Source organism: Helicobacter canadensis MIT 98-5491, assembly GCF_000162575.1.
Lineage (GTDB): Bacteria > Campylobacterota > Campylobacteria > Campylobacterales > Helicobacteraceae > Helicobacter_D > Helicobacter_D canadensis.
This window is the reverse complement of the sequence record NZ_CM000776.2, coordinates 1,162,425-1,186,705: the sequence shown is the minus strand read 5'-3', so window position 1 is coordinate 1,186,705 and position 24,281 is coordinate 1,162,425. Positions and strand designations below refer to the sequence as shown.

The following is a 24,281-nucleotide window of genomic DNA, read 5'->3' as shown; positions in this document are numbered from 1 at the left end:
GAAAAATTATTTTTTGCAATAATAAACAAAGGCAGGTGGTAGATTATTCCAAATAATAGGGGAAGTTTTGACTTGAGAAAAGTATTTGTGAAGCTTTTTTTTAAAACTTAAAGTTTTAGGGGTAGGAAGCACATAAGCAAAGGTAGAAAAACTGCCTCCTTTTTTTAAAGCTTGATGGATATTTTTTAAGAGTAAATCTTGTTCTTTTGATTTAAGCAAACTCCAAGGGATGCCTGAGATAACGGCATCAAGATGTTGAATATCTTTGCTACGCATAATTGAGAGAATCCGATTAGCATTTTTGTGTTCTATTTCAATATTGGGAAATTTTTCTTGGAGTTTTTTGACAAAGTGAGGATTGATTTCAATTGCAAAATAACGCGATTCTTTTGGTTTGAGATTAAGAATTTTTTGAGTAAAAGCACCCAATCCTGGACCAATTTCTGCAATGTAATGAGCATTTTGAAGATCTATGTTATTTATCATTGCTTGACTTAGAGCTTGTGAGCTAGAATAAAGAGAGCCGGTGTGTTTTGGATGTTTTAAGAATTCTAAAAGCATTGATTGCCTTAATATTTATAATGTAAAATCGTATTTTTTAGAAATTATATTGTATTATAACAAAAATATTGTTACTAATTTGTCAAGAAAATATGAAGTTTTTAAAGTAGAATAATTTTAAGATGAGTAAAAAATGGGAATTATAGAATTTTTAGAAAAGAGTAGTTGTGAAGAGATTGAAGCATTTTGCGCTCAAAGATTTGAGGAGAATTTGAAATTTTTTCAAGTCAATTATCCTAGTCTTTTTACTGCTTTGCAAGAGCCATCTAAAGAATATCAACTTTATATTGGTAAAGAGGGTTTAAATATTATTAACACGCTTAATAACTCTTTAATGTTTCCTTTGGATAAGGGTTATTCAACAATGCTTTTGGTGCATAAAAATTGCACATTCAATCCACCAATTAACGAAAAATGGAATCGTGTTTATGGTAATGATATAGCTATAATGAATGAAGATTTTCCTTATAGCTCAATTTTAGTCAATGGAATTTTAGATTTTGTAGCCCAAAAGGGGGCTGTTGATTCTTATCACTTGCCTTCAGATTTTTTACCTAATCTTAGTCTTTTTGGGCTTGGAGGTGGAATCTTTTTGCAAGCATTAGTGGAGAAATACAATAAATTTAATAATTTTTTTATTTTTGAAGAATCGCTAGATTTGTTTCGGATTGCTTGTTTTTTTGTGGATTTTGCAACTTTATTTTACAAGACAGAAAATAAGGGTGGATATATTTTTATTGAAAGTCTAATGAAAAAAGATTATGCGCTAAGCTTTTTTTTAATGCGAAGAATCAGCACTTCTGTGATGCGTTTAGAATTAATGATGTATCAGACGCCGCTTAATATAAGTGTGCGTTCCATTGTGTATGAGTTGCATTTGCAATCCCTTAGGGGTTGGGGAACTTATGAGGATGAAATGAAAGGAATTGTAAATAAAAAGAGCTTTCCGCTTTCGCCTATGTTGGTAGAACCAAAACGCATTAATGCCCCTATTTGTGTGATTGCTAATGGACCAAGTTTAGATTTTTTGCTCCCCTTTATTAAAGCTAATCAAAACAAAATGATTCTCTTTAGTTGTGGAACGGCACTAAAGCCGCTTTTGGCTGCTGGAATCAAACCGGATTTTCAAATTGAAATTGAAAGACATCATTATTTAGTGGATGTTTTAAGAGAAGCTCCACTTGATGATATTCCCTTGCTTTGTGCGACAGTGTTGAGTAAGGAGGCTAAGGAGCTAGCGAAAGAAGTTTATTTGTTTGAAAGAGATGGTTCTAGTGCAGCAAACTTAAATGAACCTAAGTTTAAAGTCAAATTTACCGCACCGCTAGTGGGAAATGCTGGAGCATCTTTAGCAAGTTATTTGGGTAGCGATGTGATTTTGTGCGGACTTGATTGTGGGTACAAGAAAGGTGCTAAGAAGCATGCTAAAAATTCTTATTATGGAGAAGAAACAGAAGAGATTCCACAAGGCGCTTATCAAGTAAGGGGGAATTTTAGTGAGGATATTTATTCAGATGCCCTTTATTCTCTCTCAAGAAATGCACTAGAAGAAGCCTTTAGGTCTCTTAAGCCTTTTAATATTTTAAACTTAAATGATGGTGCTTACATTCAAGGAGCTACGCCTATACATTGTGAAGATTTTGAATTAAAAGAAATTAATAAAAAGGAAGCTTTGGAGCAACTAAAATCACTTTTTAAAGATTCCAAAGAAGAGAAATTTTATACTAAAGATTCTCAGCTTTATATTTTTGAGATTCTTGCCTTTAAAAATACGATTGGAGATTTATTTAAAGTAAAAGTAAGTAATAAAAAAAGCCTTTTTAGTGCAGTGGATAAAATTTTTGAAGCAATTGCTCAAACTTCTCAAAAAAATGCTTTTATAGGAATTTTATTTGGGGGAACTTTAAGCCATTTTCTTTATCACTTAGTGCTAGGGAGTTTGCATTTGCCTTATGATAATATGGAAGAGCTTTGGAAAAAAGCAGGAGAATTGTATAATAAGGCAATGGAAAAGATGGTAGAAAATTTAAGAGAAACAATTTTATCATAAATTGGAACACGGATTGCTTTATAGAGTAATGTGTTTTTAAACAAAATATCAAAGGATTGAAATGGCAACAAAAAAAACAATTTCATTGGTTTTGGCAGGAATGCTTTTTGGAACAAGTTTGTTTGCTGCACAAGTTAATACAGCGACAACAACGAGTGAAGTTAGCCCTATTGGCAATGTAAGCTTACAAGCAAACAGAAACTCTAATGTGCCAACTAATTTACAAGGTATAGAAGTTGGGGGAGATGATATTGTGATTCCAAATGCGCCTATCATTACGCCTTCTAGCATTATTGAGATTAGTGCTATTGGTATGGGTGTCGCTCCAGAATCAACGGTTTCTCCAGCACAAGCTTTGGCGTTAGCTAAAAGAGCTGCAATTGTTGATGCGTATAGACAAATTGGTGAGAAAATGTATGGAATTAGAGTAAATGCACAAGATACTGTTAGAGATATGGTGCTAAAAAATTCCACAGTTAAAACTAAAGTAATGGCGGTAATTAGAAATGCTGAAATTATCGAAACTATTTACAAAGATGGTTTATGCCAAGTTAATATGGAATTAAAACTTGATGGAAAAAGATGGTATCGTATCTTAACAGGCGAAAATTTTTAATTTTCTTATTTCTTGTTGCATTTGGAGGGTGTGCTAAGCCCTCCTTAAGCTTAGAGAAAACAACTCCTAAAATTATCTTTTTTTCTACAAAAGATTTTCGATTCTATGACACAGGATTGATAAAATCTTATTCCAATGGTGACATTTCCTTAGAAATCTTTAATGCAGGGCATTTACTTTTAGAATTTTATGTTTCTAAGAATCGCATTTGTTTAAATCAACAATGCTATGCAACAGCTTCGTTAATTAGAAAGCTTTTTGGTAATGATGGGCTATTGGAATTAGATTTTAAGGCTATTTTAGAAGGTAGGGAAATCTTTATGGGAAAAAACAAAAAGATTCTAAAAGAGGGTTATGAGCAAAGAATAAATGATGCAAATAATCAAGTCGTTTATAAAGTTACAACAGGCACGATTTCTTTTAAAGAGCTTAAAAGTGGCTTTAGCCTTATTATTTCAGGAATTTAAATGCAAATTTATCAGCCTAAAGATGGATATTGTTATAATAGCGATACTTTGTTTTTGTATGATTTTGCATTAAAATATTTTAAGCCTAAAAAACAGGTTTTAGAAGTGGGTTCTGGTAGTGGTGTGCTTGGACTTCTTTGTGCAAAAGAAGTGGAAATGGATTTAACTATGATTGAGAAAAATCCCAAAATGCTTGAATTATGCCAACATAATCTTAGGATTAATGGCGTTGAGGCAAAATTAATGGGTGGAGATTTTTTGGAATATAATTTTTTAGATTTAAAATTTGATTACATTCTTAGCAATCCCCCTTTTTATCATAATGGTGTGATTCGCAGTAAAAATAAAGATATTTGCCTTGCAAGATATGAAGAAAATTTACCTTTTAGTTCTATGGTTAAAAAAATAAATGCTTTGTTAAAACCGCAAGGAGAATTTATTTTTTGCTATGATAGTAGGGAAAGTTTTAAGGTTTTTGGTATATTATTTGAATTTAAAATAAGACCTATTATAGTGCGTTATGTGCATCCTAGAGAGAATGAGGAAGCAACATTGTTGCTCTGTAGAGCAAAAAAGAATTCTAAAAGCCAAATGCAAATCTTGTCTCCTCTTTTGACACATCAAGACAATGAATTTTCAAAAGAAGTGCAAGAAATTTATAAACGGGCTAATACTTGGAGTATCAAATGCTAAAAGAAGAGGGATTTTTGTTTGATTTTGATTTTACAAAATGCCAAGAATGTGGTGGAAAATGCTGCAAGGGAGAAAGTGGCTATATTTTTGTAACTCCAAATGAAATTCAAAAAATTGCTCAATCTTTGCAAATGGATTTTGAGAAATTTTGCTTAAAATATGTCAAAAAGGTTGGTTATCGTTATTCTTTGATTGAAAAGAAAGAAGAAAAGGGAGAGGGTTATGCCTGTGTATTTTTTGATGAAGTAAAAGGGCAATGTCAAATCTATGAAAATCGCCCAAAACAATGCGTAAAATTTCCATTTTGGGATTGTTATAAAGAGAATTTTGAAACTTTGATAGAGGAATGTATCGGTGTTATTAAAAAATAAAATTTTGATTATTTTAGTGAGCGGAGTTTGTTTGTTTTTGGTATTGGTAGGTTGTTTGCCTAGAATAAAGATTGATTTTTCTAATAATACTTATAAGGAAATTGAGAATTTAGAAGATATTTATATTGTTCAAGCCTATGCGGCTTTAGATTCACAAGACTATAAAGTAGCACAAGAAAATCTAACTAAGGCTTATGAATTAACAAAAAATGAAGCTTATCTAAAAGAAATCATCGGGATTTTGATACTTAAAAAAGAATGGGCAGAAGCTAAAAAAATAGTGCTAGAGTATCAGAGAAAATACCCTAAAGATAGAGAAATGCAACAGATGCTAATTGAAATTTTAGGAAATATGGGAGATTTTAAAGCTGCCAATCAAGAGGTTCAAAAATTGCTCAAACAAGATAGAAATGCTCAAAATTTGGAAATTGCTTCTTCTATTTATTTTTTGCAAAATGATTATCAAAAAGCTATTGCTTATTTAAGAGAATCTTATTTGCTAAGTGGAAATGAACAGATTGCCAATAAGCTTGCTTCAATTTATTTGCTTTTTTTGAAAGATAGAAATAAAGCAATTGGGGTTTATGAAGAACATATTAAAAAATATGGTATTTCACAAAATATTGGTGAGAGACTAGCTTTAGTTTATTTAGAAGATAAAAAAGTTCTTGATGCAGCAAGAATCTATCAAAATCTCTATAAAGCAACTCACGATTCAAAATACGCTCGTTTTGCTTTAGAGATTTATTTTAAGGGTAATTATTTTAGCCAAGCAAGGAAATTTTTGGAGCAAAATCCAAATATTCAATCAAGAGATGAGTTTTTATTGGAAATTTATCGCCTTACAAAAGAACATAAAAAGGCTATCGCATTACTACAAAAGCTTTATGTAGAAAATGGCAATGTGGATTATCTTGCTTTAGAGGCGATGTTGATTTATGAAAATGCGCAGAATCGCAATAATATAATACTTTTAAGGCAAGTAACTAATAAATTTGAAGAAGTGGTAAAAAAATCCAATAATGCTTTATATTGGAATTATTATGGATATTTATTGATTGATCATAATTTGGATATAAAAAAAGGAGTTCAATGTGTGCAAGAAGCTTTAAAACAAGAGCCAAATAATCCTTATTTTTTAGATTCTTTAGCATGGGGTTATTATAAACTTAGTGATTGTAAAAACGCTCAAACAATTATGCAAAAAATTACTCAAGAAGATTTACAAAAAGAAAAAGAAATTTATGAGCATTTTAGATTAATACAGCAATGTAAGATTTAATAAAAAGGAGTGTAAAATGGTTGTTTTAGTAACAGGTGCTTCAGTGGGTTTTGGGAGAGAGATTGCAAGAATTTTTGCAAAAAATGGGCATAAGGTGATTGCTCTAGCAAGACGCAAAGAAAAATTAGAATCATTGCAAAAAGAAATTGGGAATTGTGCGATAATAGCTTGTGATATTTGTGATAGGGAGGCAGTGAAACTAGGCTTAAAGTCACTACCCAAAGAATATCAAGAAATTGATGTTTTAGTGAATAATGCGGGGTTGGCATTAGGGCTTGAGAGAGCAAGTGAATGCAATATTGAAGATTGGGATCAGATGATTGAAGTGAATATCAAGGCTTTGACATATATAACACGCCTTATATTGCCTCAAATGGTGGAGAGAAAAAGCGGTCATATTATTACAATAGGTTCAATTGCAGGAAGATATCCTTATCCTGGGGGTAATGTTTATGGAGCAAGTAAGGCTTTTGTGAGACAATTTGCGCTTAATTTGAGAGCGGATTTGGCAGGAACAAATGTAAGAGTAAGCGATATTGAGCCTGGGCTTGCTAGTGATAGTGAATTTTCTTTGGTGCGATTTAAGGGAGATATGAAGCAAGTGGAAGCGCTTTATAGAGATTCTAATGCACTAAAACCGCAAGATGTTGCAGAAGCGGTTTATTGGGTGGCAACTTTGCCAAAACATGTAAATATTAATACTTTAGAAATGATGCCAACTTCACAGAGTTTTGCAGCATTAAATGTTTATAAAGGCGACAAAGCTTAATTAACTTAAAATTAAAAAGATTGCAAGAATCTAGAATTTTAAATTATTGGTTATTTTTTTAAGATTCTTAATTCTTTTGTGCCGCCATTTTAGAGAGAAATTCCTCTAGGTTGAATTTTTTGCGTTGATTTTCTGTAAAGATATGCACAATAATATCACCTAAATCTGCAACAATCCATTCGGGATTTTCTTCATCAATATGAAAGAAAGTTTCATTCTTTTGTTTTAATTCCTTTTTTAAAGAATCAAGCAAGGCAAGGGCGTGTTTATCTACAAAAGCAGTTGTAATAATAACATAATCTACAAAATAATCAGTATTTTTTAAGTCAAATACTTCAATATTTTCACCTTTTTTATCTTCTAGGATTTGTATGATGAATTTGATAATGGGTTGTCTATTTTCTTGCAATTGAATTCCTTTAAAATATCTTGAGTAATAGCTTTTGGAATAGATTCTAAAATCTTAAAATCTCGCTTTTGCAAAGAATCTCTTATTTGTGTTGAGCTAATGGAAATAGGTTGCATAGGCAAAGTTTTAAAATCAGAATCAATTTTATAATGTAATCTTGGAATTATAACAAATTCTACTTGATTTTTTAGTTTTTCGTAATGATGCCATTTGGGAAGATTCTCTAGATTGTCTGCACCAATGATGAGGTAGATTTTTTTGGGTTTATAAGTTTGTTGGATAAAATTGATTGTTTCATAAGTTGGAGTTGGTTTGTTTTGTTGGATTTCAAAATCTAAAAGGGTAATGGGTGAAGCTAAATCTTGGGTTAGAATCTTAATCCACTCTAGGCGTTTCTGTGGGGAAAAAAGAGAGTGGCTTTTAAAGGGATTTAAAAAAGTAGGGACAATAAAAAGTCTCTCCACTTCTAAGGAATTAAAAATGGTTTGAATGATTTTTAAATGCCCTAAATGTGGTGGATCAAAAGAACCTCCAAAAACTGCAATTTTTTGCATAGAAACCTCAAAAATTAATGTAAAATTGTAGCATATTTTGAGGTTGGTTGTATGGAGATTGTTTTTATTTTTATCATAGGTGCTATTTTTGGGTCTTTTGCCAATGTGTTGATTTTTAGGATTCCACAAAATATGAGCATTATTTTACCTTTTTCTTTTTGCCCTAGATGCAAGAAAAGTCTTGGTTTTATGGATAAAATCCCTATGGTTTCTTATTTGATTTTAGGAGGGAAATGTCGCTATTGTGGCGAGAAGATTCCTAAGTGGTATTTGCTTGGTGAAGTTTTAGGTGGAATTTTTGGAGTTTTTAGTTTTTATTGTTTTGGAAACTTAGGCATAGTTGGATTTTTTTTATTTTTATTTTTTTATGTTTTAAGTGTGATAGATTGGCGATTTTTAGAAATACCAGATTGTCTAAATTTTTTAAATCTCGCATTAGCGGTTTGTTTTGGTGGATTTTTAGGGGAGTCTTTTTTTATTGAGAATCTTTTGATTGAATCTTGCTTGAATGCACTTTTGTTTATGGGTATAGCAAGTTTTTTACGATTATTTGTGGGAAGTTTGCTGCAAAAAGAGGTGATGGGAGAAGGAGATATTATTGTTTTTGGAACACTTGGGGCGAGTTTGGGTGTTGTTTTTGGGGGATTGTCTATTGTAATTGGGAGTTGTTATGCACTTGTATGGATTTTGTTGAGTAAAAAATCAATGTTGCCCTTTGTGCCATTTTTATTTTTGGGATTTTGTAGTGCGGTTTTGTTGAGATATGTATTATAATCTTTGGCACTTTTTGTAAAATTTTAGCGTATTTTGTGTAAAATATGGACTTTTAAAACTTAAATTAGGATATTTTTTGCGAATTAAAAATTATTTATTCCACAGCTTTGCACAAATTTTCTTTCCTATTTTTTTTGTATTATTTTTTATTGCTTCTGTGGTGATTTTTATTCGCATTGCAGGTGTAACTTTTGTTGTGCAAATTAGCTTTTTTGAGCTACTTTCTTTGTATTTTTATACCTTGCCTTTGATGATTTTTTTTGTGATACCTTTGAGTTTTTTCGTAGCTTGCACTCTTTCTCTCTCAAGGCTTTCTTTTGATTATGAATTACCAGTTTTATTTGCTTTGGGAATGAATCCAAGCAAAATTATTAAGATATTCTTTCCTATTGCTGCTTTAGTGAGTTTTTCACTTTTTATTCTTTCTTTGGTTTTAACTCCTCTAAGTGATACGGCTTATAGGCAGTTTTTGGAGGAGCGTAAAAATAGTATTAATATTAATCTCCAAGCAGGGGAATTTGGGCAGAAACTTGGGGATTGGCTTGTTTATGTGCAAAAAAGCAAGGAAGATTCAAGTTATGAAAATATTGTTTTGCTATCTTTTGCTAAAGAGGGTGGAATGATTTTTTCAGACAATGCAAAAATTGTTAATCAAATGGGGGTTATGGAAGCAATTTTGGAAAAAGGATCGATTTATCGTCCTAAAGAGGATTTTGTTGAGAAGATTTTGTTTGATACTTTGATAATTCGTAGTAGCATTACTGCCATTGATGAAGTGGATTTGGGAGTGATTGGTTATTGGAAAAGAGCTTTTTATGAAAACGATCGTCAAAAAAAGACTTTAAGAAATTTAAGTATGTATGTTATGATGTCGTGTTTTCCGCTAGTTAGTTTATTTTTCTTTCCGCTTTTGGGAGTAAAAAATCCGCGTTATCAAAAAAATTATACTATTTTGCAAGCCATGGGAGTGATTGGGATTTTTTATGCATTGATGTATTTGTTTGCAAGTTATTTACCTCTTTTGGGAATGTTTATATTTCCTATAATATGGCTTTTGTTGGGCTATTTACTTTTTGAAAGAGTGATTAAAAAGTATTATTAAATGATAAAAGTTGCAATGCGGATTGCTTATTATGGCGGAGAGTTTTTTGGGTTTCAACGCCAAAAAGATAAGATTACAATTTGTGGAGTTTTAGAAGAAGTTTTTAGAAGTGTTGGAATTTTTGATGTCTGCATGGGGAGTGGGCGAACCGATAAGGGGGTGCATGCTAGTGCGCAAGTTATCTCTGTTAGTATTCCAGAGTTTCATAGGGATTTGCAAAGATTAAAGCAGCTTTTAAATGTAAAGCTTTATCCTTGGATTAAAATTAAGCAAATTTGGCAAGTAGAGAATGAGTTTCATGTGCGATTTAGTGTAAAAAGAAGAGGGTATTGCTATGTGCTTTCTCAAAAGTATTCGCCTTTTTTGGCTTTGTTTTCGCATTTTTATCCTTTAAAAAATCCATTTTTAGTGCAAGAATCTTTGGATATTTTTAGAGGAGTTTATGATTTTAGTGCTTTTATGAAAAATGGCGGCAGTGGGTGTGAAGGAAGTGTGCGAGAAATTTTTCATACAAAGCTTTTAAAAAGAGGCGAATTTTATTTGATTTCTTTTTGGGGAAATGGGTTTTTGCGCTCACAAATTAGACTTATGGTGGGATTCTTGCTTGAAATTGATCGGGGAAATTTAGGGATAGAGGATCTCAAAAAGCAACTTCTTGGGGAGAAAATTTTTAGTATCCCAGCACCTCCTAATGGATTATTCTTAAGTCGCGTAGATTACTAAAATGATAAGAGTTATGTTTATTATTTGCTAAAAAATATAACTAGGATTTGTTATAATTTAAAATTGATTTAAAAAGCAGAGGGAAAAATGCAAGAAACGATTGATTTGATTGTGAAATATGGTTATGTGATTTTGTTTTTGTATTCTTTAGGCGGTGGATTTGTAGCACTTGTTGGAGCTGCGGTATTGAGTTATGCAGGTAAAATGGATTTGATGGCAAGTATTGCAGTGGCGGTTGTAGCAAATTTTTTGGGAGATTTATTGCTTTTTTATTTGGCTCGTTATCAAAAGCAAGGAATGATGCCTTATCTCTCTAAGCATAGGAGAAAACTTGCTTACATTCATTTATTAATGCGGAAATATGGTTCAATCATTTTGATAGTTAAAAAATATATTTATGGCTTAAAAACGCTTGTGCCTTTTGCGGTGGCACTAACAAATTATGGCTTTATGAAATTTAGCCTTTATAATGCTTTGGGTGCGATATTATGGGGTATTAGCATTGGGCTTTTTGGGTATTTTTTAGGAGAAGTTATTCTTCAAGGAATGGATTTGTTAGGGCAATATCCGTATTTAGCACCTATCTTTATTTTGATTTTATTTGGTGGAATTTGGATTTGGCTAAAAAAAGTAAGTACAAAAAAATAAGGAAAAATAATGAAAACAAGATTGCAAGAAATTATTAAAAAACAAGTTTTAATTATTGATGGAGCAATGGGGACAGAGATTCAGAAAAAAGAGAATGTAGAATGGGGTAAAAATGCCAAAGGGGAAAGCTTGGCAGGTTGCACAGAAGCCTTGAATCTCTTTAGTCATGAAGTGGTTAAAGAAGTTTATACAAGCTATCTTCAAGCAGGTGCTAATATTATTACGAGTAATACTTTTGGGGTTATGGAATGGGTGTTGGCTGAATATGAAATGCAAGAGCACTCTAGGGAGATTGCAAGAATTGGTGTGCAATTAGCAAAGGATTGTATTAAGGCACACACGCCGCTAGAGAATCAAAAAGATGCCTTATTTGTGGCAGGTTCTTTGGGACCTGGGACAAAGTTGCCAAGTTTGGGGCATATTGATTATGATTCTATGTTTTTGGGTTATTGCGAAGCGGTGAGAGGTTTCAAAGAAGCTAATGTGGATTTGGTGCTTTTAGAAACTGCCCAAGATCCTTTACAGATTAAAGCAGCCCTGCACGCTGTGAGGGAGATTGATGAGAATTTGCCTATTATGGTTTCAGCTACAATTGAAACAACTGGAACTATGCTTATTGGAACAGACATTGCAACACTTTTTTATATTTTAGAGCCTTTTGAAATTTTTTCTTTAGGGATTAATTGTGGTTTAGGTCCAGATTTAGCAAAAAAATATCTAACAGAATTAAGTAAGGTAAGTAAATTTCCTATTTCTATTCACGCGAATGCAGGATTGCCACAAAATAAAGGTGGAATAACTTATTATCCTATGGAAGCAGAAGAGTTTAGTGAGATTGAGAGTGATTTTTTGAATATCGCAGGAGTTGCTTTGCTTGGAGGTTGTTGTGGGACAACTCCCCATCATATTTCAGCACTTGTAGCTAAAACAAAGGGGAAGATCCCGATTCCTTCACAAGGCAAGTATCAGCCAAGTATAGCTTCTTTGTTTGGAGCTTGTGAGTTGGTTCAAGAACCTGCACCATTGCTTATAGGTGAGAGATCTAATGCAACAGGTTCTAAAGCCTTTAGAGAATTACTTTTAAAAGAAGATTATGAGGGAGCTTTGGGTGTTGGGAATGAGCAGGTTAAGCAGGGTGCGCATGTGCTTGATGTGAGTGTAGCATTTGCCGGTAGAGATGAAAGCAAAGATATGCACGAGCTTATTACAAGATATGCCACAAAAATCCCTTTACCTTTGATGCCTGATTCTACGCAAGTGAATGCTTTAGAGATTGCCTTAAAATTAATTGGTGGGCGTTGCATTATTAATTCGGCAAATTTGGAAGATGGTATTGAAAAATTTGATAAAGTGGCTAGTTTAGCTAAAAAGTTTGGTTGTGTGCTTGTGTGCTTAACCATTGATGAGCAAGGAATGTGTAAAACCAAAGAGAGAAAAGTGGAATGTGCTAAAAGAATGATGCAAAGAGCTATAGAGATTCATCATTTAAGAGAAGAAGACATTATTTTTGATCCACTTACCTTTACTATTGGTAGTGGGGATGAGGAATATTTTACTGCGGGGATTGAAACGCTAGAGGCTATTGCAGAGATTAGAGAGCTTTTTCCTAAAGCAGGAAGCACTTTGGGGCTTTCTAATATTTCTTTTGGATTAAGTAAAGAGGGCAGAGTTTGTCTTAATTCTGTTTTCTTGCATCATGCGATTAAAAAAGGCTTAAGCACTGCTATTGTAAATGTTGCCCATATTATTCCTTATGCAAGATTAGAGAGTGAAGATATAAAGGTTTGTGAAGATTTAATCTTTAATGTTCAAAAAAGTCCGCAAGTTTTATATGATTTTATTAGTCATTTTGAAAAAAAATCGGGATTAGGTTTTGAGAAAAAAGAGGAAGATCTTTCTTTAAGCACACAAGAAAGAATTCAAAATATCTCATTGAAGGGGATTTAAATGCAATGCAAAAGATTCTACCAAGTGCAAAAGATGAAATTGATCCTGAAGTGATTGTTAATGAAATATTGATTGATGCAATGAAAGTGGTGGGCGAGAAGTTTGGAAATGGTGAGATGCAATTGCCTTTTGTTTTGCAGAGTGCAGAAGTGATGAAAAAAAGCGTGGATTATCTTAATGAATTTTTACCTAAAAAAACTAATACACATAAAACAACCATAGTTATTGGAACGGTGAAAGGCGATGTGCATGATGTTGGTAAGAATCTTGTGGATATTATTTTAAGTAATAATGGATTCCATGTGATTAATATTGGCATCAAAGCAGAATTAGAGAAGTTTTTGGAAGTTATTAAGAAAGAAAAAGTGGATTGTATTGGTATGAGTGGGTTGCTTGTAAAATCTACTTTAGTGATGAAAGAAAACTTAGAAGAATTAAAAAGGCTTGGAGTTACGATTCCTATTATGCTTGGTGGGGCAGCCTTGAATCGAAATTTTGTCGATGAATATTGTCGCCCTAATTATGATGGAATTATTTTTTATTGCAAGGATGCTTTTGATAGCGTAGCAGCAATGCAAATTATTCAAAGTGGAGATTTTAGCGATATTACACTGCCTTCTCAAAAGGGAAAAAGTGAAGATTCTAGGCTAGAGCAGAGAATGGCAAAAAAACTAGAGAAATTGGAAGAAGAAAAAGAGATTTTTCGTCCTACAGAGTGTGAATTAACCTTTTCTTATCAAAGCTACAAGCCACCATTTTTTGGAAGAAAAGCTTTAAAGTTAAGCAATGATGAAATTCAAAGTGTTTTTGAATTTATTGATAAAGATTTGCTTTTTAAACACCGATGGGGTTATAGTAAGTTAAAAAAAGAGGAATATTTAAAACTTAAAGAAAAAGAATTAGAGCCACTTTTTCAGTCTCTAAAAAATGAATTCATTGAGAAAAATATTTTTGATCCTGTGGTGCTTTATGGTTATTATCATACGCGCACTAGGATTCCTGATGACAAAAGAGAGGGTTTGATTTTGGAATTAAGCGATTGTGCAGATTTTAGTAATGCAGAATCTTTTTTATTCCCCAGAAGCACCAAAAAGCCTTATTTGTGTTTGGGGGATTATTTTAATAAAGAAGGTGATATTTGTGCCTTGCATTTGGTTTCAAGTGGATTAAACTTAGCACCTTTTGAAGAAAAACTCTATAAAGATAATCAATATCATAAATACTATCTCACACACGCCTTAGGTGTAGAGTTAGCAGAAGCTTTGGCAGATTTTGTGCATCAAAGAGTAAGGCGTGAGCTTGGGTTAGGAGAGAAAGAGGGAGAGAGATATTCCTTTGGCTATCCAGCATGTCCTGATTTAGCCTTAAATGAGGGGTTGTTTAATCTATTAAAACCTCAAGAATTTGGCATTATACTTAGTGAAACTTATCAAATGAGTCCAGAAGCAACAACTTCGGCTTTGATTGTTCCGCACAAAGAAGCAAAATATTTTGCAATTTAAGGATAAAAAATGTATAAAAAATTAAATGAAGAAGAGCAAAGGGTGATTCTCCATAAAGGCACTGAAGCACCTTTTAGTGGCAAATATGAGAATTTTTTTGATGAGGGAATTTATTGTTGCAAACAATGTGGCAGTGCTTTGTATGAATCTAAAGATAAATTTCATTCGGGTTGCGGTTGGCCTAGCTTTGATTCTTGTATTGAAGGAGCAATTAGAGAGCAACTAGATAAGGATGGTAGAAGGATAGAGATTGTTTGTGCAAAATGCGGTGGGCATTTGGGGCATATTTTTAGAGGAGAAGGCTTTACTCCCAAAAACACTAGACATTGTGTCAATTCTATTGCTTTAGAGTTTCAAGGTAATTAAAACTTCTAGTTAGCATAAAGAAGTTTGTTAAGCAAAGTTTTGATAAAATTAAAAATATTTTTACCTAAAGATTTTTAAAATGGAAGCATTATTTACGCAGTGGATTCAAGAATATGGCTATATTATTTTATTTCTCTGGAGTATTTTAGAAGGAGAGCTTGGGCTTATTATGGCTGGAATTATGTGTCATACTGGGCATATGACGATTCCTATTGCAATTTTAGTAGCTGGATTTGGTGGATTTGTGGGGGATCAAATTTATTTTTATATCGGACGATATAATAAGCAATTTATTTATAAACAACTTAAAACTCAACGCAGAAAATTTGCTTTTGCACATTTGCTTTTACAGCGTTATGGTTGGCCTATTATTTTTGTGCAAAGATATTTGTATGGAATGCGAACAATTATTCCTATGAGTATTGGAGTAACACGCTATAGTGCTAAAACTTTTGCTTTTATTAATCTTATTAGTGCGATGGTGTGGGCTGCTATTACGATACTATTAGCTTACTTTTTTGGAGAACAGCTGTTGGCTTTAGTGAATTATGGCAAAGAACATTATTATATCGCCATTCCTTTTGCGATTCTGCTTGGAGGCGGTATTTATTATTATTTGCATAAAGTTACACAAAAAGTGGAGCGAAAAATTACAGGAGAGAAAAAATGAAAATCATAGCAAGTCAAAAACAAGGTGATATAAAGATTATACTTCTAAAAGACAAAAAAATTCCTAAAGATCTTAATAAAGATGAAAAAGAAGTATTGGAATTTTATGGTTTTGAGGGTGAAGGAAGTTGCTTAGTTAGTCAAAGTAAAAAATTTTTTGTAGGTTTAGAAAAGTATGATTATGAATTTCCTAATGCCTTAAGTGATGCGATTGCAAATGCGATTTGCAGTTTAAAAAAATTAAAAATTAAATCGATTTCTATAGAAGTAGAAAAAGAAGAAGAAATACAAAAGATATGTTTTGGAATCTTGCTTGGAGCTTATAGCTATGAAGAATTTAAAGGCAAAAAAACCAAAACAACTCTTAAAGAGATTTATTTAAATTCCAATAAATTAGATGAAAAAATTTTACAACAACGGATTTTAGAATCAGAAATCTTAGCTACAAGTGTGAATTATACTCGAGATTTAGTAAATACTCCGCCCAAGCAAGCCACTCCAGAGTATGTAGCAAAATATGCAGAAGATCGTGCAAAAGCTGTGGGATTTGAATGTCAAATTTATGATGAAAAATTTTTAAAAAAAGAAAAAATGGAAGCTTTTTTGGCGGTTGCAAGAGCAAGTGTGCATAAGCCTTATTTGGTGCATTTAAGTTATAAGCCAAAATGTGCCAAGGAGGAAAAATTACCTAAATTTGTTTTTGTTGGTAAGGGATTGACATATGATAGTGGTGGGCTTAGTTTGAAGCCTGGTGATTATATGACAACAATGAAAGCAGATAAAAGTGGTGCGTGTGCAGTTATTGGAATCTTAGAAGCTATAGCAAAACTTGGAATCAAAGCAGAAGTGCATGGAATTTTAGGGTTGGCTGAAAATATGATTGGCGGTGATGCCTACAAGCCTGATGATATTTTAAGGGCAAGGAATCAAAAAACAATTGAAGTGCGTAATACAGATGCAGAAGGAAGATTGGTTTTAGCAGATTGCTTGAGTTTTGCAGGTGATTTAAAGCCGGATTTTCTCATTGATTTGGCAACTCTAACAGGGGCTTGTGTTGTAGGATTAGGGGATTACACAACTGGAATTATGGGATACAATAAAAAACTTAAAGAGGAATTTGCTAAAGTGGCTTTTGAGGTTGGAGAATTAACGGGAATCTTGCCTTTTAATCCTTATTTAAAAAAGCTTTTAAAATCTGAAATTGCAGATTTGTGTAACATTCCATCAAGTCGTTATGGAGGTGCAATCACTGCAGGAATGTTTTTAGGAGAATTTGTCGAAGAATCACTTAAAGATAAATGGCTACATTTAGATATCGCAGGTCCTGCATATGTAGAAAAAGCTTGGGGGATGAATCCTTTTGGGGCAAGTGGAATTGGAGTGTGTGCGTGTGTAGAATTTGTCAAAAGTAAAGCAAAATAAAGGATAAAAATGGGATTATCAATTGGAATTGTGGGATTACCCAATGTTGGTAAATCAACAACTTTTAACGCATTAACTAAAACACAAAACGCTCAAGCTGCAAATTATCCTTTTTGCACCATTGAGCCAAATAAAGCGATTGTGCCAGTTCCTGATAAAAGATTGCAGGAGTTAGCTAAAATTGTAAATCCTGAGCGGATTCAACATTCTGTAGTTGAATTTGTAGATATTGCAGGTTTAGTAAAGGGTGCAAGCAAGGGAGAGGGGCTTGGGAATCAGTTTTTAGCAAATATTAGAGAAACGGAGGTAATTTTACATATTGTGCGATGTTTTGAGGATTCTAATATTACACATGTAGAAGGTAGTATCAATCCTTTACGCGATATTGAGATTATTGAAACAGAGCTTTTAATTGCAGATATGCAGACTTTAGAGAAGCGTATTGAAAGATTAACAAGAATGGCTAAGAGTGGGACTGATAAGGAAGCAAAGGCGATGTTAGAAATCTCACAAATGCTTTTAGAACATATTGAACAAGGAAATCCTGTAAGAAGCTTTCAAAATAAAGATGAAAGATTTTTTGCTTTAGATAAAGAATTGCGATTTTTAACTAATAAAGAAATTATCTATGGTGCTAATGTTGATGAGAGTGGTTTAAGCGAAGATAATAAAATGGTAGAGAGTTTGCGTGAATATGCCAAAAAAAATGGTTCTGAGGTTATTAAGCTTTGTTCTAAAATTGAAGAAGAATTAGTGGGGTTAAGTGATGAAGAGCAAGAGGAATTTTTAAATGAACTAGGGATTAAAGAGAGTGGTTTAGATTCTGTGATTCATTTGGGATTTTCTAAGCTTGGACTCATTAGTTATTTTACTGCGGGAGTAAAAGAAGTGCGAGCTTGGACGATTCATAGGGGGGATAAAGCACCTGTGGCTGCTGGTGTTATTCATAACGATTTTGAAAAAGGTTTCATTAGGGCTGAAGTGATTGCTTATGAAGATTTTATCAAATATGGTGGTGAAGCTAAAGCAAAAGAAGCTGGTGCTATGCGAGTTGAAGGGAAAGATTATATTGTTAATGATGGGGATGTGATGCATTTTAGATTTAATGTGTAAAGTTTAAAATAGTTTAATAAGGTATTGGAGGTAACTAAAATCCTCCAAAATACCTAACAGCATTAATTTTTTTATCTACATTGGCAAGTAAATTGCGATTTTCATCACTTAGGTTGGAGTTATTTAATAGATTTTGGGTGGTTTTGGAATCAAGACTTGGGTTAAGCTTAGAGAGAATATCAAATCCCATTTTTTCTTCCTTATTGAGCAGTCCATTTTCATACATTGATTCACCAAGCTCTTTTAAATCCCCTGAAAAATTTGTGGCAAAGTTTTGAATGGTGGATAATTCTTGACTAATTTCTAGTGTGTCTTGAATTTGGCTTGGTGTATAAAAGCTATTTTCTTGACTAAAGAGATTGGAATCTGTTTTAGAGATTTCTTGAGCACCAAAGACAGAATCGTTTTTTAAAGGACTAGAATAACCTGAAATATTATTATTTGCATTATTGTTTTGTGCATCGTAAGATTGGCTTAAGAGATTCCACATTGAGCTATTTTTATCGGTTACATTCATTTTATTTCCTTGAAGTGAGAAATTTATATAAAGTATAAAGCAAATAGTATTCCATAAAATATTTTTAGCAATTAGCGAGTATTAGAATTTAAAAAAGTTTTGTAAAAGGAATAATGGAGATTGATTGGAAATTAACTTTTGGGGAAATCCCAAAAGTTAAAAATTGTATTAGAGCCTTGATTCATAGCGTCTAAGCATATAGAGGCGTTTTAGCATTTTTTTACGCGCACTAATTTTTTGCTTTTTACGCTTTTCAGTCATCGGTTCAAAGAATCTTCTAGCACGGCTTTCAGTTACAACAAGATTTCTATCTGCTTGTTTTTTAAATTTTCTGTAAGCATCATCAAAAGATTCGTTTTCCCTTACTTTTATTCCTGGCATCTAAATCACCACCTTACATATAAAATTTTGTAGGAATGTATTCTACCTAAAAATGATTTGATTTGCAAGTTTTATAGGAGTTATTAATAAGAAGTTGTAATATTAATTGAGGATATTTTTAGCGTTTTTTGCGATGAAATTGTAGTATAATTCCCAAAAAAATATGGAGTTCTTAAATGGAGATGCAATCAAGAATTAAAGCGCATTTTTATCATAAAAAACGCTATTGGACATATTTTATTACTACTATAATTGTTCTTTGTATTCCTTTTATTAAAATTGATGGGAATCAGATTTTTCTTCTTTCTTTTGATCATAAGCAATTACATCTTTTTGGCGTTGCTTTTGATATGCAAGAATTGTATTTAATGCCATTTTTATTGATCTTGTTATTTTTATTAATCTTTTTTTTGACTACTCTTGCTGGTCGTGTATGGTGTGGTTGGGCTTGTCCGCAAACTATCTTTAGGGTTTTGTATCGGGATTTACTTGAAACAAAGATTTTAAAGTTACGAAAGAGGATGGAGAATCGCCAAATAGAACCGGATATGTCTTTGGGAGTAAATAAGTTTAAAAAAGCAATCGCATTTATTGTTTGGGTGGTTTTGGCGCTTATCATAGCGGCTAATTTTATGTGGTATTTTGTCCCACCTAGTGATTTTTTTGCTTATATTCAAAATCCATTAGAGCATAAATATCTTTATATTTTTTGGTTAGGGATTGCAATTTTTTTAATTGCGGATATTATTTTTATTAAAGAAAATTTTTGTATCTATATGTGTCCTTATAGTCGTGTGCAAAGTGTTTTGTATGACAATGATACGATTATGACAGTTTATGATTATAAACGCGGTGGAGTGGTATTTGATCCTAAAGGAATTAAATTGTGGAAAAAGCCAGAGGTTCCAAATGCTGAATGCACAGGCTGTGAAGCCTGTGTAAAAATTTGCCCAACACATATTGATATTAGAAAAGGTATGCAACTAGAATGTATTAATTGTTTAGAATGTTCGGATGCTTGCACCAAGGTTATGGCAAAATTAGGAAAACCTAGTTTAATTTCTTGGACAAGCCCACAAGCTATTGAGAAACAACAAAAAGTTAGATATATGCGATTTAAAACTATTGCGTATCTTGGAGCATTAGTGATTGTGTTGGCGGGACTTTTATATATGAGTTCAACTAAAGAAAGTATGCTTTTAAATATTAATCGCAGTGAGCTTTATACAATTAGGGAAAATTATAGGGTAGAGAATTCTTATGTATTTTTATTTCAAAATACTAATCACAATGGCTATGAGTTTTATTTTGAAATAGAAGGCAATGAGATGATAAAAATTAAACGCCCATCTAAGCCATTTTATATTAAACCAGGTGAGAAACTTAAGCAGGTTGTAGTGCTTTATACGGATGCAAATCTTGCTAAAGATTCTCAAAAAGATACTCATATACCACTAAAAATTAGGGCTTATGCTCTTGATTCTGATGAAAAAATTGAGATTGTTAGAAAGAGTGTCTTTATTTATCCTCCAAAAGATGTAATGAACAAAGAGAAATAATGAGGGAAGCTTCCAAAGGGATTTACTTTTTTTCTGCAGCTTTTATTTTAACGCTTATTGCGTTACTTAAGCTGTATTCTCCCTTTTTGATGAATATTTTAATAGCATTTTTGCTATTTATTGCAACGCATAGTATTTTTCAAGTTATCTTAAAAAAAATAAAATCTACTTTTCTAACTTCGCTTTTAATGACATTACTCTTGCTTGTTTTATGTTTTGTTCCTATCTTTTATGTTGCAATTAATTTGGCTTCTTTTGCGGGAAATATTGACTTAGCTAGTTTGCAAAAATTTTTCACAGATATGCAAGTAAAAATATTAATTACAGGAAAGGATTTTTTGGAGTATTTACCTGTAGCCTTGCAACAACAAATTAATGATTTATTATTGAGTGTTAATAGCATTAATTGGGCAGAGATTCTTAAAAAAGCATTGAGTGTTGTTGCAAAAATCTCCACAAATAGTGCTTATTTTTTAAGTGATGCAGTTTTTATTGTGATCTTTTTGTTTTTCTTTTATTATTATGGTAATGCTTTGGGGAGATATTGTTTGGAGATTATTCCTATTGAAAAACAACAGATTAAAACTCTTTATGATGAAGTGAGTGCAGTTATTAGCGTCGTGTTTTATTCTTCAATTGTATCGATGGTTTTACAAGGTGTGCTTTTTGGAATCTTAATGGCTTTTTATCGTTATGATTCGATTCTTTTGGGTGTTTTTTATGGATTTGCTTCACTTATCCCTGTAGTAGGTGGGACTTTGGTTTGGCTTCCAGTTGTGTGCTATGAATTGTATTTGGGAAATGTAACAAATGCCATAGTTATTGCTTTGTATTCAATCATTATTATCGCTACTCTTGCAGACAATGGAGTGAAGCCTTTTGTGATTGCTTTTATTAATCGGATTTTAATAGAAACTCCAGTTAAAATTAATGAAATGTTGATTTTCTTTGCCATTATTGCAGGATTATCTAGTTTTGGATTTTGGGGTATTGTGCTTGGACCTGCTATTACTGCACTTTTTATTGCAATGCTAAGAATCTATCAAAATCTCTACAAACATTAGTTTTGTAGAGAATTTAATTCTAATTGGATTTTTTGTAATTTTTCTTGTTGTTCAGCAAGGGCTTTTTGATTGCCATCAAGCACTTGTTGTGGTGCATTAGCGAGGAATTTTTCATTATTTAACATGGATTGCAATTTAGTTATTTCTTTTTGAGTTTTCTCTAATTGTTTTTGCAATTTTGTGATAATGGGTGTTAAATCAATATCTTTTGTAGGGAGATAGGATTCAAGGTTTTGTGTAATATCCACAACACAATGAGGCATTTTTTTTGTTGTGATTTCTAATTCTTCGACTTTAGCAAGTTTGCAAACATAATTTTTAAAGGTTTGAATAAAATCTTGCGGTAGAATAAAGTTTCCTTTGATATAAGCTTTTGGAATCTTTTGGTTTGCTAGATCAATCGTAGTTTTAGCACGGCGAATAGAAACAATAGAATCCAAAATCAACTCAAAAGTTTTGAAATTTTGTGTGTTTTGATAATGAAAGTTTGGATAATTTTTAATCATAATAGAGCCGCTTTCTTCTAGAGTGCTGCCATCAAGCTTGTGCCATAAATAATCGCTAATAAAAGGCATATAAGGGTGTAATAAAAGCATTGATTCTTTAAAAATCGCACCCAATTCTACAATAGAATCTTTATCGGCTTTGCCAAGCTCAATACCCCAATCGCAAAATTCTCCCCATAAGAAACGATAGAGTGCGTTTGCTCCATCATTAAAGCGATAAGAATCAAGGTAACCTCGCATCTCTTTTATGGTATGACTTAGAAGCTCTGCCATATATTTACCTAGTGGAGTTTTTGGCTCTCCTATTTCAGAGAGATTAGGGAAGTTTTGCGTATTGAGAAGTAAAAAGTTAGAAGCGTTATAAAGTTTATTAGTAAAATTTTTGCTAATTTCAAGTTGATTGTTTGAGAGTTTTACATCTCTGCCTTGAGCACAAAGAATTGCTAGGGTAAATCGCAAAACATCAGCGCTGTATTTTTCAATTAATTCTAAAGGATCAATGACATTTCCCTTACTTTTACTCATTTTTTGCCCATTTTCATCGCGAACTAGGGCGTGGAGGTAAATATCTGGGAAAGGTAGTTTAGAGAGAAAATGTTCTCCCATCATTAGCATTCTAGCTACCCAAAAAAATAAAATATCAAAACCTGTAATCAAAAGAGAATTGGGATAAAATTCTTTTAAGTCATCTTTTTGCCATAATGTGCCTTCTCCCCATTCTCCATTCCCAAATCCAAGCGTAGAAAAGGGCCATAAAGCGGAACTAAACCAAGTATCAAGCACATCTGGATCTTGATGAATTTGTGCGCTTTGGCATTGCGGACATTTGGTTTGTAGTTTTGTGCTTGCCCATTGATGATTGCAAGAATCACAATAAAACACAGGAATCTGATGACCCCACCAAAGTTGCCTTGAAATGCACCAATCGCGTAATTCTCTCATCCAAGCATTGTAATTATTTTTCCATTGTGGAGGGAAAAAGTTGCTGACATTGGCATTAATTTTTTCAATAGCTTTTGTCGCTACTTCCTTTTTTAAAAACCATTGCTTAGAAATATAAGGTTCTACAACATTTCCGCAACGATAACAATGTCCCACTTGATTCTTATAATCTTCAATTTTTTCAATAAAGCCTGATTCTTGGAGTTTGGCGATAATTTTTTCACGCGCTTCTAGTCTCTCTAATCCTGCAAATTCACCGGCAAATTCATTTAAGATTCCATTTTTATCAAAAATAGTAATTTGCTCTAAATGATGTCTTTTTCCAACTTCATAATCGTTTGGATCGTGCGCAGGAGTTACTTTAACTGCACCACTTCCAAATTCCATATCAACATGAGAATCGGCAATAATAGGAATGGCTTTGTTAAGGAGTGGAAGTATTACTTTTTTGCCAATGAGATTTTGGTAGCGTGAATCTTGTGGATTTACCATAACAGCAGTATCTCCAAAATAGGTTTCTGGACGCGTTGTAGCAACAACAATATAATCTTTAGAATCTTCTAAAAAATAGCGTAAATGATAGAGTTTTCCATTATTTTCTTTATATTCCACTTCAATATCTGATAAAGCACCATCGTGTGTGCACCAATTTACAAGATATTTTCCTTGCACAATAAAGCCTTCGTTATAAAGCTTTACAAAAGCTTCTTTAACAGCATTTTGCAAACCTTCATCCATAGTAAAACGAGTTCTACTCCATGCAGGTGAGCTTCCAAGTTTTCGCATTTGTTTTAAAATTGCTCCACCGCTTTGTTCTTTCCATTCCCATACTTTTTGGATAAATTTTTCTCTTCCTAGTGTTTCTTTTTTAATGCCTTGGGCTAAGAGTTGTTTTTCTACGACATTTTGAGTTGCGATTCCGGCATGATCAAGCCCTGCTTGCCAAAGTGTTTTGTATCCATCCATTCGTTTGTAACGAACTATAATATCTATAAGCGTGTGATTGAGTGCGTGTCCAATATGAAGACTCCCTGTAACATTAGGGGGTGGGAGCATAATACAAAAATTTTGATTTTTTTGTATGGCTGCGTTACCATTAATTTCAAAGTAACCGGATTTTTCACAAAAATTATAATATTGTTCTTCAATTTCTTTGGGATTATAAGTAGTATTTGTTTTATCTTGCATAAAAGCCCTTTTTGTTAGTGATATAAAGTTGGAATAGTTTTTGCTAATGAAAAATAAATTTTGAATTTTACCAAAAAACTAAAACT

The 24,281-nt window shown here is 32.6% G+C and carries 23 protein-coding genes and 1 pseudogene; 18 read left to right on the top strand and 6 right to left on the bottom strand.

Annotated elements, in window-relative coordinates; genetic code table 11:
* Positions 1-6: 6 nt before the first annotated feature.
* Positions 7-561 (bottom strand): class I SAM-dependent methyltransferase, encoded by a 555-nt coding sequence (locus HCAN_RS05860; RefSeq protein ID WP_006655838.1) that lies wholly within the window; start codon positions 559-561, stop codon positions 7-9.
* 133 nt (positions 562-694) lie between these two features.
* On the opposite strand from HCAN_RS05860, the gene HCAN_RS05855 reads away from it, so the two are divergent.
* The 7 genes from HCAN_RS05855 (at position 695) to HCAN_RS05825 (ending at position 6,809) form a co-directional block, all read left to right on the top strand.
* Positions 695-2,611 carry a motility associated factor glycosyltransferase family protein gene (locus HCAN_RS05855; RefSeq protein ID WP_006655837.1) on the top strand — a complete coding sequence of 639 codons (1,917 nt, stop codon included), beginning with the start codon at positions 695-697 and terminating at the stop codon, positions 2,609-2,611.
* Positions 2,612-2,672: 61 nt separating this feature from the next.
* Positions 2,673-3,227, top strand: a complete 555-nt coding sequence (locus HCAN_RS05850) for an LPP20 family lipoprotein (protein ID WP_006656899.1) — start codon at positions 2,673-2,675, stop codon at positions 3,225-3,227.
* Entirely contained in the window at positions 3,194-3,694 is a 501-nt protein-coding gene (locus HCAN_RS05845) for a hypothetical protein (RefSeq protein ID WP_006655834.1), read from the top strand. The genes HCAN_RS05850 and HCAN_RS05845 overlap by 34 nt, the downstream gene beginning before the upstream one ends.
* Positions 3,695-4,387, top strand: coding sequence for a tRNA1(Val) (adenine(37)-N6)-methyltransferase (locus HCAN_RS05840; RefSeq protein WP_006655833.1), 693 nt, complete (start codon positions 3,695-3,697; stop codon positions 4,385-4,387).
* A complete protein-coding gene (locus tag HCAN_RS05835; RefSeq protein WP_006656898.1) occupies positions 4,381-4,758 on the top strand; it encodes a YkgJ family cysteine cluster protein in 378 nt (125 codons plus the stop codon). The genes HCAN_RS05840 and HCAN_RS05835 overlap by 7 nt, the downstream gene beginning before the upstream one ends.
* On the top strand, positions 4,742-6,040 hold the full coding sequence (locus HCAN_RS05830; protein ID WP_006656897.1) for a tetratricopeptide repeat protein: 1,299 nt from the start codon (positions 4,742-4,744) through the stop codon (positions 6,038-6,040). Before HCAN_RS05835 ends, HCAN_RS05830 begins: the two co-directional genes overlap by 17 nt.
* 16 nt (positions 6,041-6,056) lie before the next feature.
* Complete coding sequence (locus tag HCAN_RS05825; RefSeq protein WP_006655830.1) at positions 6,057-6,809, top strand: SDR family NAD(P)-dependent oxidoreductase; 753 nt, start codon at positions 6,057-6,059, stop codon at positions 6,807-6,809.
* A 67-nt stretch (positions 6,810-6,876) separates the two neighbouring features.
* Here HCAN_RS05825 and rsfS read toward each other — a convergent pair whose 3' ends face one another.
* Both rsfS and nadD read right to left on the bottom strand, forming a co-directional pair.
* A complete protein-coding gene (gene rsfS / locus HCAN_RS05820; protein WP_006655829.1) occupies positions 6,877-7,218 on the bottom strand; it encodes a ribosome silencing factor in 342 nt (113 codons plus the stop codon).
* Positions 7,170-7,772, bottom strand: coding sequence for a nicotinate (nicotinamide) nucleotide adenylyltransferase (gene nadD / locus HCAN_RS05815; RefSeq protein WP_006655828.1), 603 nt, complete (start codon positions 7,770-7,772; stop codon positions 7,170-7,172). Before nadD ends, rsfS begins: the two co-directional genes overlap by 49 nt.
* 51 nt (positions 7,773-7,823) lie before the next feature.
* Here nadD and HCAN_RS05810 point away from each other — a divergent pair, with 51 nt between their 5' ends.
* From HCAN_RS05810 to ychF, 9 genes and pseudogenes are all read left to right on the top strand, one after another.
* The gene (locus HCAN_RS05810) at positions 7,824-8,546 is read left to right on the top strand and encodes a prepilin peptidase (RefSeq protein WP_006655827.1); all 723 of its coding nucleotides are present in this window, start codon (positions 7,824-7,826) and stop codon (positions 8,544-8,546) included.
* 76 nt (positions 8,547-8,622) lie between these two features.
* Positions 8,623-9,648: an LptF/LptG family permease gene (locus tag HCAN_RS05805; protein WP_006655826.1), complete on the top strand. Its 1,026-nt coding sequence runs from the start codon at positions 8,623-8,625 to the stop codon at positions 9,646-9,648.
* Positions 9,649-10,371 (top strand): tRNA pseudouridine(38-40) synthase TruA, encoded by a 723-nt coding sequence (truA, locus tag HCAN_RS05800; RefSeq protein ID WP_006655825.1) that lies wholly within the window; start codon positions 9,649-9,651, stop codon positions 10,369-10,371.
* 87 nt (positions 10,372-10,458) lie between these two features.
* A complete protein-coding gene (locus HCAN_RS05795; protein ID WP_006655824.1) occupies positions 10,459-11,019 on the top strand; it encodes a DedA family protein in 561 nt (186 codons plus the stop codon).
* Positions 11,020-11,028: 9 nt separating this feature from the next.
* Positions 11,029-14,468, top strand: a pseudogene (gene metH, locus HCAN_RS08385) (methionine synthase).
* 9 nt (positions 14,469-14,477) lie between these two features.
* Positions 14,478-14,834, top strand: a complete 357-nt coding sequence (locus tag HCAN_RS05785) for a methionine-R-sulfoxide reductase (protein ID WP_006655822.1) — start codon at positions 14,478-14,480, stop codon at positions 14,832-14,834.
* Between the two features lie 79 nt (positions 14,835-14,913).
* Complete coding sequence (locus HCAN_RS05780) at positions 14,914-15,504, top strand: DedA family protein (RefSeq protein ID WP_006655821.1); 591 nt, start codon at positions 14,914-14,916, stop codon at positions 15,502-15,504.
* Positions 15,501-16,925, top strand: a complete 1,425-nt coding sequence (locus HCAN_RS05775; RefSeq protein WP_006656895.1) for a leucyl aminopeptidase — start codon at positions 15,501-15,503, stop codon at positions 16,923-16,925. Before HCAN_RS05780 ends, HCAN_RS05775 begins: the two co-directional genes overlap by 4 nt.
* A gap of 9 nt (positions 16,926-16,934) precedes the next feature.
* The gene (gene ychF, locus HCAN_RS05770) at positions 16,935-18,038 is read left to right on the top strand and encodes a redox-regulated ATPase YchF (RefSeq protein WP_006655819.1); all 1,104 of its coding nucleotides are present in this window, start codon (positions 16,935-16,937) and stop codon (positions 18,036-18,038) included.
* A 34-nt stretch (positions 18,039-18,072) separates the two neighbouring features.
* Here the strand turns inward: ychF and HCAN_RS05765 are convergent, their stop codons facing one another.
* Positions 18,073-18,555, bottom strand: a complete 483-nt coding sequence (locus HCAN_RS05765) for a hypothetical protein (protein WP_006655818.1) — start codon at positions 18,553-18,555, stop codon at positions 18,073-18,075.
* 168 nt (positions 18,556-18,723) lie between these two features.
* Positions 18,724-18,936 carry a 30S ribosomal protein S21 gene (rpsU, locus tag HCAN_RS05760; RefSeq protein WP_005020782.1) on the bottom strand — a complete coding sequence of 71 codons (213 nt, stop codon included), beginning with the start codon at positions 18,934-18,936 and terminating at the stop codon, positions 18,724-18,726.
* Positions 18,937-19,112: 176 nt separating this feature from the next.
* Between rpsU and ccoG the strand changes: the two genes are divergently transcribed.
* Complete coding sequence (gene ccoG / locus HCAN_RS05755; protein WP_006655817.1) at positions 19,113-20,495, top strand: cytochrome c oxidase accessory protein CcoG; 1,383 nt, start codon at positions 19,113-19,115, stop codon at positions 20,493-20,495.
* Entirely contained in the window at positions 20,495-21,559 is a 1,065-nt protein-coding gene (locus HCAN_RS05750) for an AI-2E family transporter (protein ID WP_006655816.1), read from the top strand. Before ccoG ends, HCAN_RS05750 begins: the two co-directional genes overlap by 1 nt.
* Here HCAN_RS05750 and HCAN_RS05745 read toward each other — a convergent pair.
* Entirely contained in the window at positions 21,556-24,195 is a 2,640-nt protein-coding gene (locus HCAN_RS05745; RefSeq protein ID WP_006655815.1) for a valine--tRNA ligase, read from the bottom strand. The genes HCAN_RS05750 and HCAN_RS05745 overlap by 4 nt on opposite strands.
* Positions 24,196-24,281 lie beyond the last annotated feature (86 nt).

What these genes read in the sequence shown, in the direction of transcription:
- HCAN_RS05850 (WP_006656899.1), top strand. Translation starts at nt 2,673, where the DNA reads ATGGCAACAAAAAAAACAATTTCATTGGTTTTGGCAGGAATGCTTTTT.
- HCAN_RS05780 (WP_006655821.1), top strand. Translation starts at nt 14,914, where the DNA reads ATGGAAGCATTATTTACGCAGTGGATTCAAGAATATGGCTATATTATT.
- HCAN_RS05795 (WP_006655824.1), top strand. Translation starts at nt 10,459, where the DNA reads ATGCAAGAAACGATTGATTTGATTGTGAAATATGGTTATGTGATTTTG.
- ychF (WP_006655819.1), top strand. Translation starts at nt 16,935, where the DNA reads ATGGGATTATCAATTGGAATTGTGGGATTACCCAATGTTGGTAAATCA.
- HCAN_RS05825 (WP_006655830.1), top strand. Translation starts at nt 6,057, where the DNA reads ATGGTTGTTTTAGTAACAGGTGCTTCAGTGGGTTTTGGGAGAGAGATT.
- ccoG (WP_006655817.1), top strand. Translation starts at nt 19,113, where the DNA reads ATGGAGATGCAATCAAGAATTAAAGCGCATTTTTATCATAAAAAACGC.
- nadD (WP_006655828.1), bottom strand. Translation starts at nt 7,772, where the DNA reads ATGCAAAAAATTGCAGTTTTTGGAGGTTCTTTTGATCCACCACATTTA.
- HCAN_RS05745 (WP_006655815.1), bottom strand. Translation starts at nt 24,195, where the DNA reads ATGCAAGATAAAACAAATACTACTTATAATCCCAAAGAAATTGAAGAA.
- HCAN_RS05810 (WP_006655827.1), top strand. Translation starts at nt 7,824, where the DNA reads ATGGAGATTGTTTTTATTTTTATCATAGGTGCTATTTTTGGGTCTTTT.
- HCAN_RS05860 (WP_006655838.1), bottom strand. Translation starts at nt 561, where the DNA reads ATGCTTTTAGAATTCTTAAAACATCCAAAACACACCGGCTCTCTTTAT.
- rpsU (WP_005020782.1), bottom strand. Translation starts at nt 18,936, where the DNA reads ATGCCAGGAATAAAAGTAAGGGAAAACGAATCTTTTGATGATGCTTAC.
- HCAN_RS05750 (WP_006655816.1), top strand. Translation starts at nt 20,495, where the DNA reads ATGAGGGAAGCTTCCAAAGGGATTTACTTTTTTTCTGCAGCTTTTATT.
- HCAN_RS05840 (WP_006655833.1), top strand. Translation starts at nt 3,695, where the DNA reads ATGCAAATTTATCAGCCTAAAGATGGATATTGTTATAATAGCGATACT.
- HCAN_RS05785 (WP_006655822.1), top strand. Translation starts at nt 14,478, where the DNA reads ATGTATAAAAAATTAAATGAAGAAGAGCAAAGGGTGATTCTCCATAAA.
- truA (WP_006655825.1), top strand. Translation starts at nt 9,649, where the DNA reads ATGATAAAAGTTGCAATGCGGATTGCTTATTATGGCGGAGAGTTTTTT.
- HCAN_RS05835 (WP_006656898.1), top strand. Translation starts at nt 4,381, where the DNA reads ATGCTAAAAGAAGAGGGATTTTTGTTTGATTTTGATTTTACAAAATGC.
- HCAN_RS05765 (WP_006655818.1), bottom strand. Translation starts at nt 18,555, where the DNA reads ATGAATGTAACCGATAAAAATAGCTCAATGTGGAATCTCTTAAGCCAA.
- HCAN_RS05845 (WP_006655834.1), top strand. Translation starts at nt 3,194, where the DNA reads ATGGTATCGTATCTTAACAGGCGAAAATTTTTAATTTTCTTATTTCTT.
- HCAN_RS05775 (WP_006656895.1), top strand. Translation starts at nt 15,501, where the DNA reads ATGAAAATCATAGCAAGTCAAAAACAAGGTGATATAAAGATTATACTT.
- HCAN_RS05855 (WP_006655837.1), top strand. Translation starts at nt 695, where the DNA reads ATGGGAATTATAGAATTTTTAGAAAAGAGTAGTTGTGAAGAGATTGAA.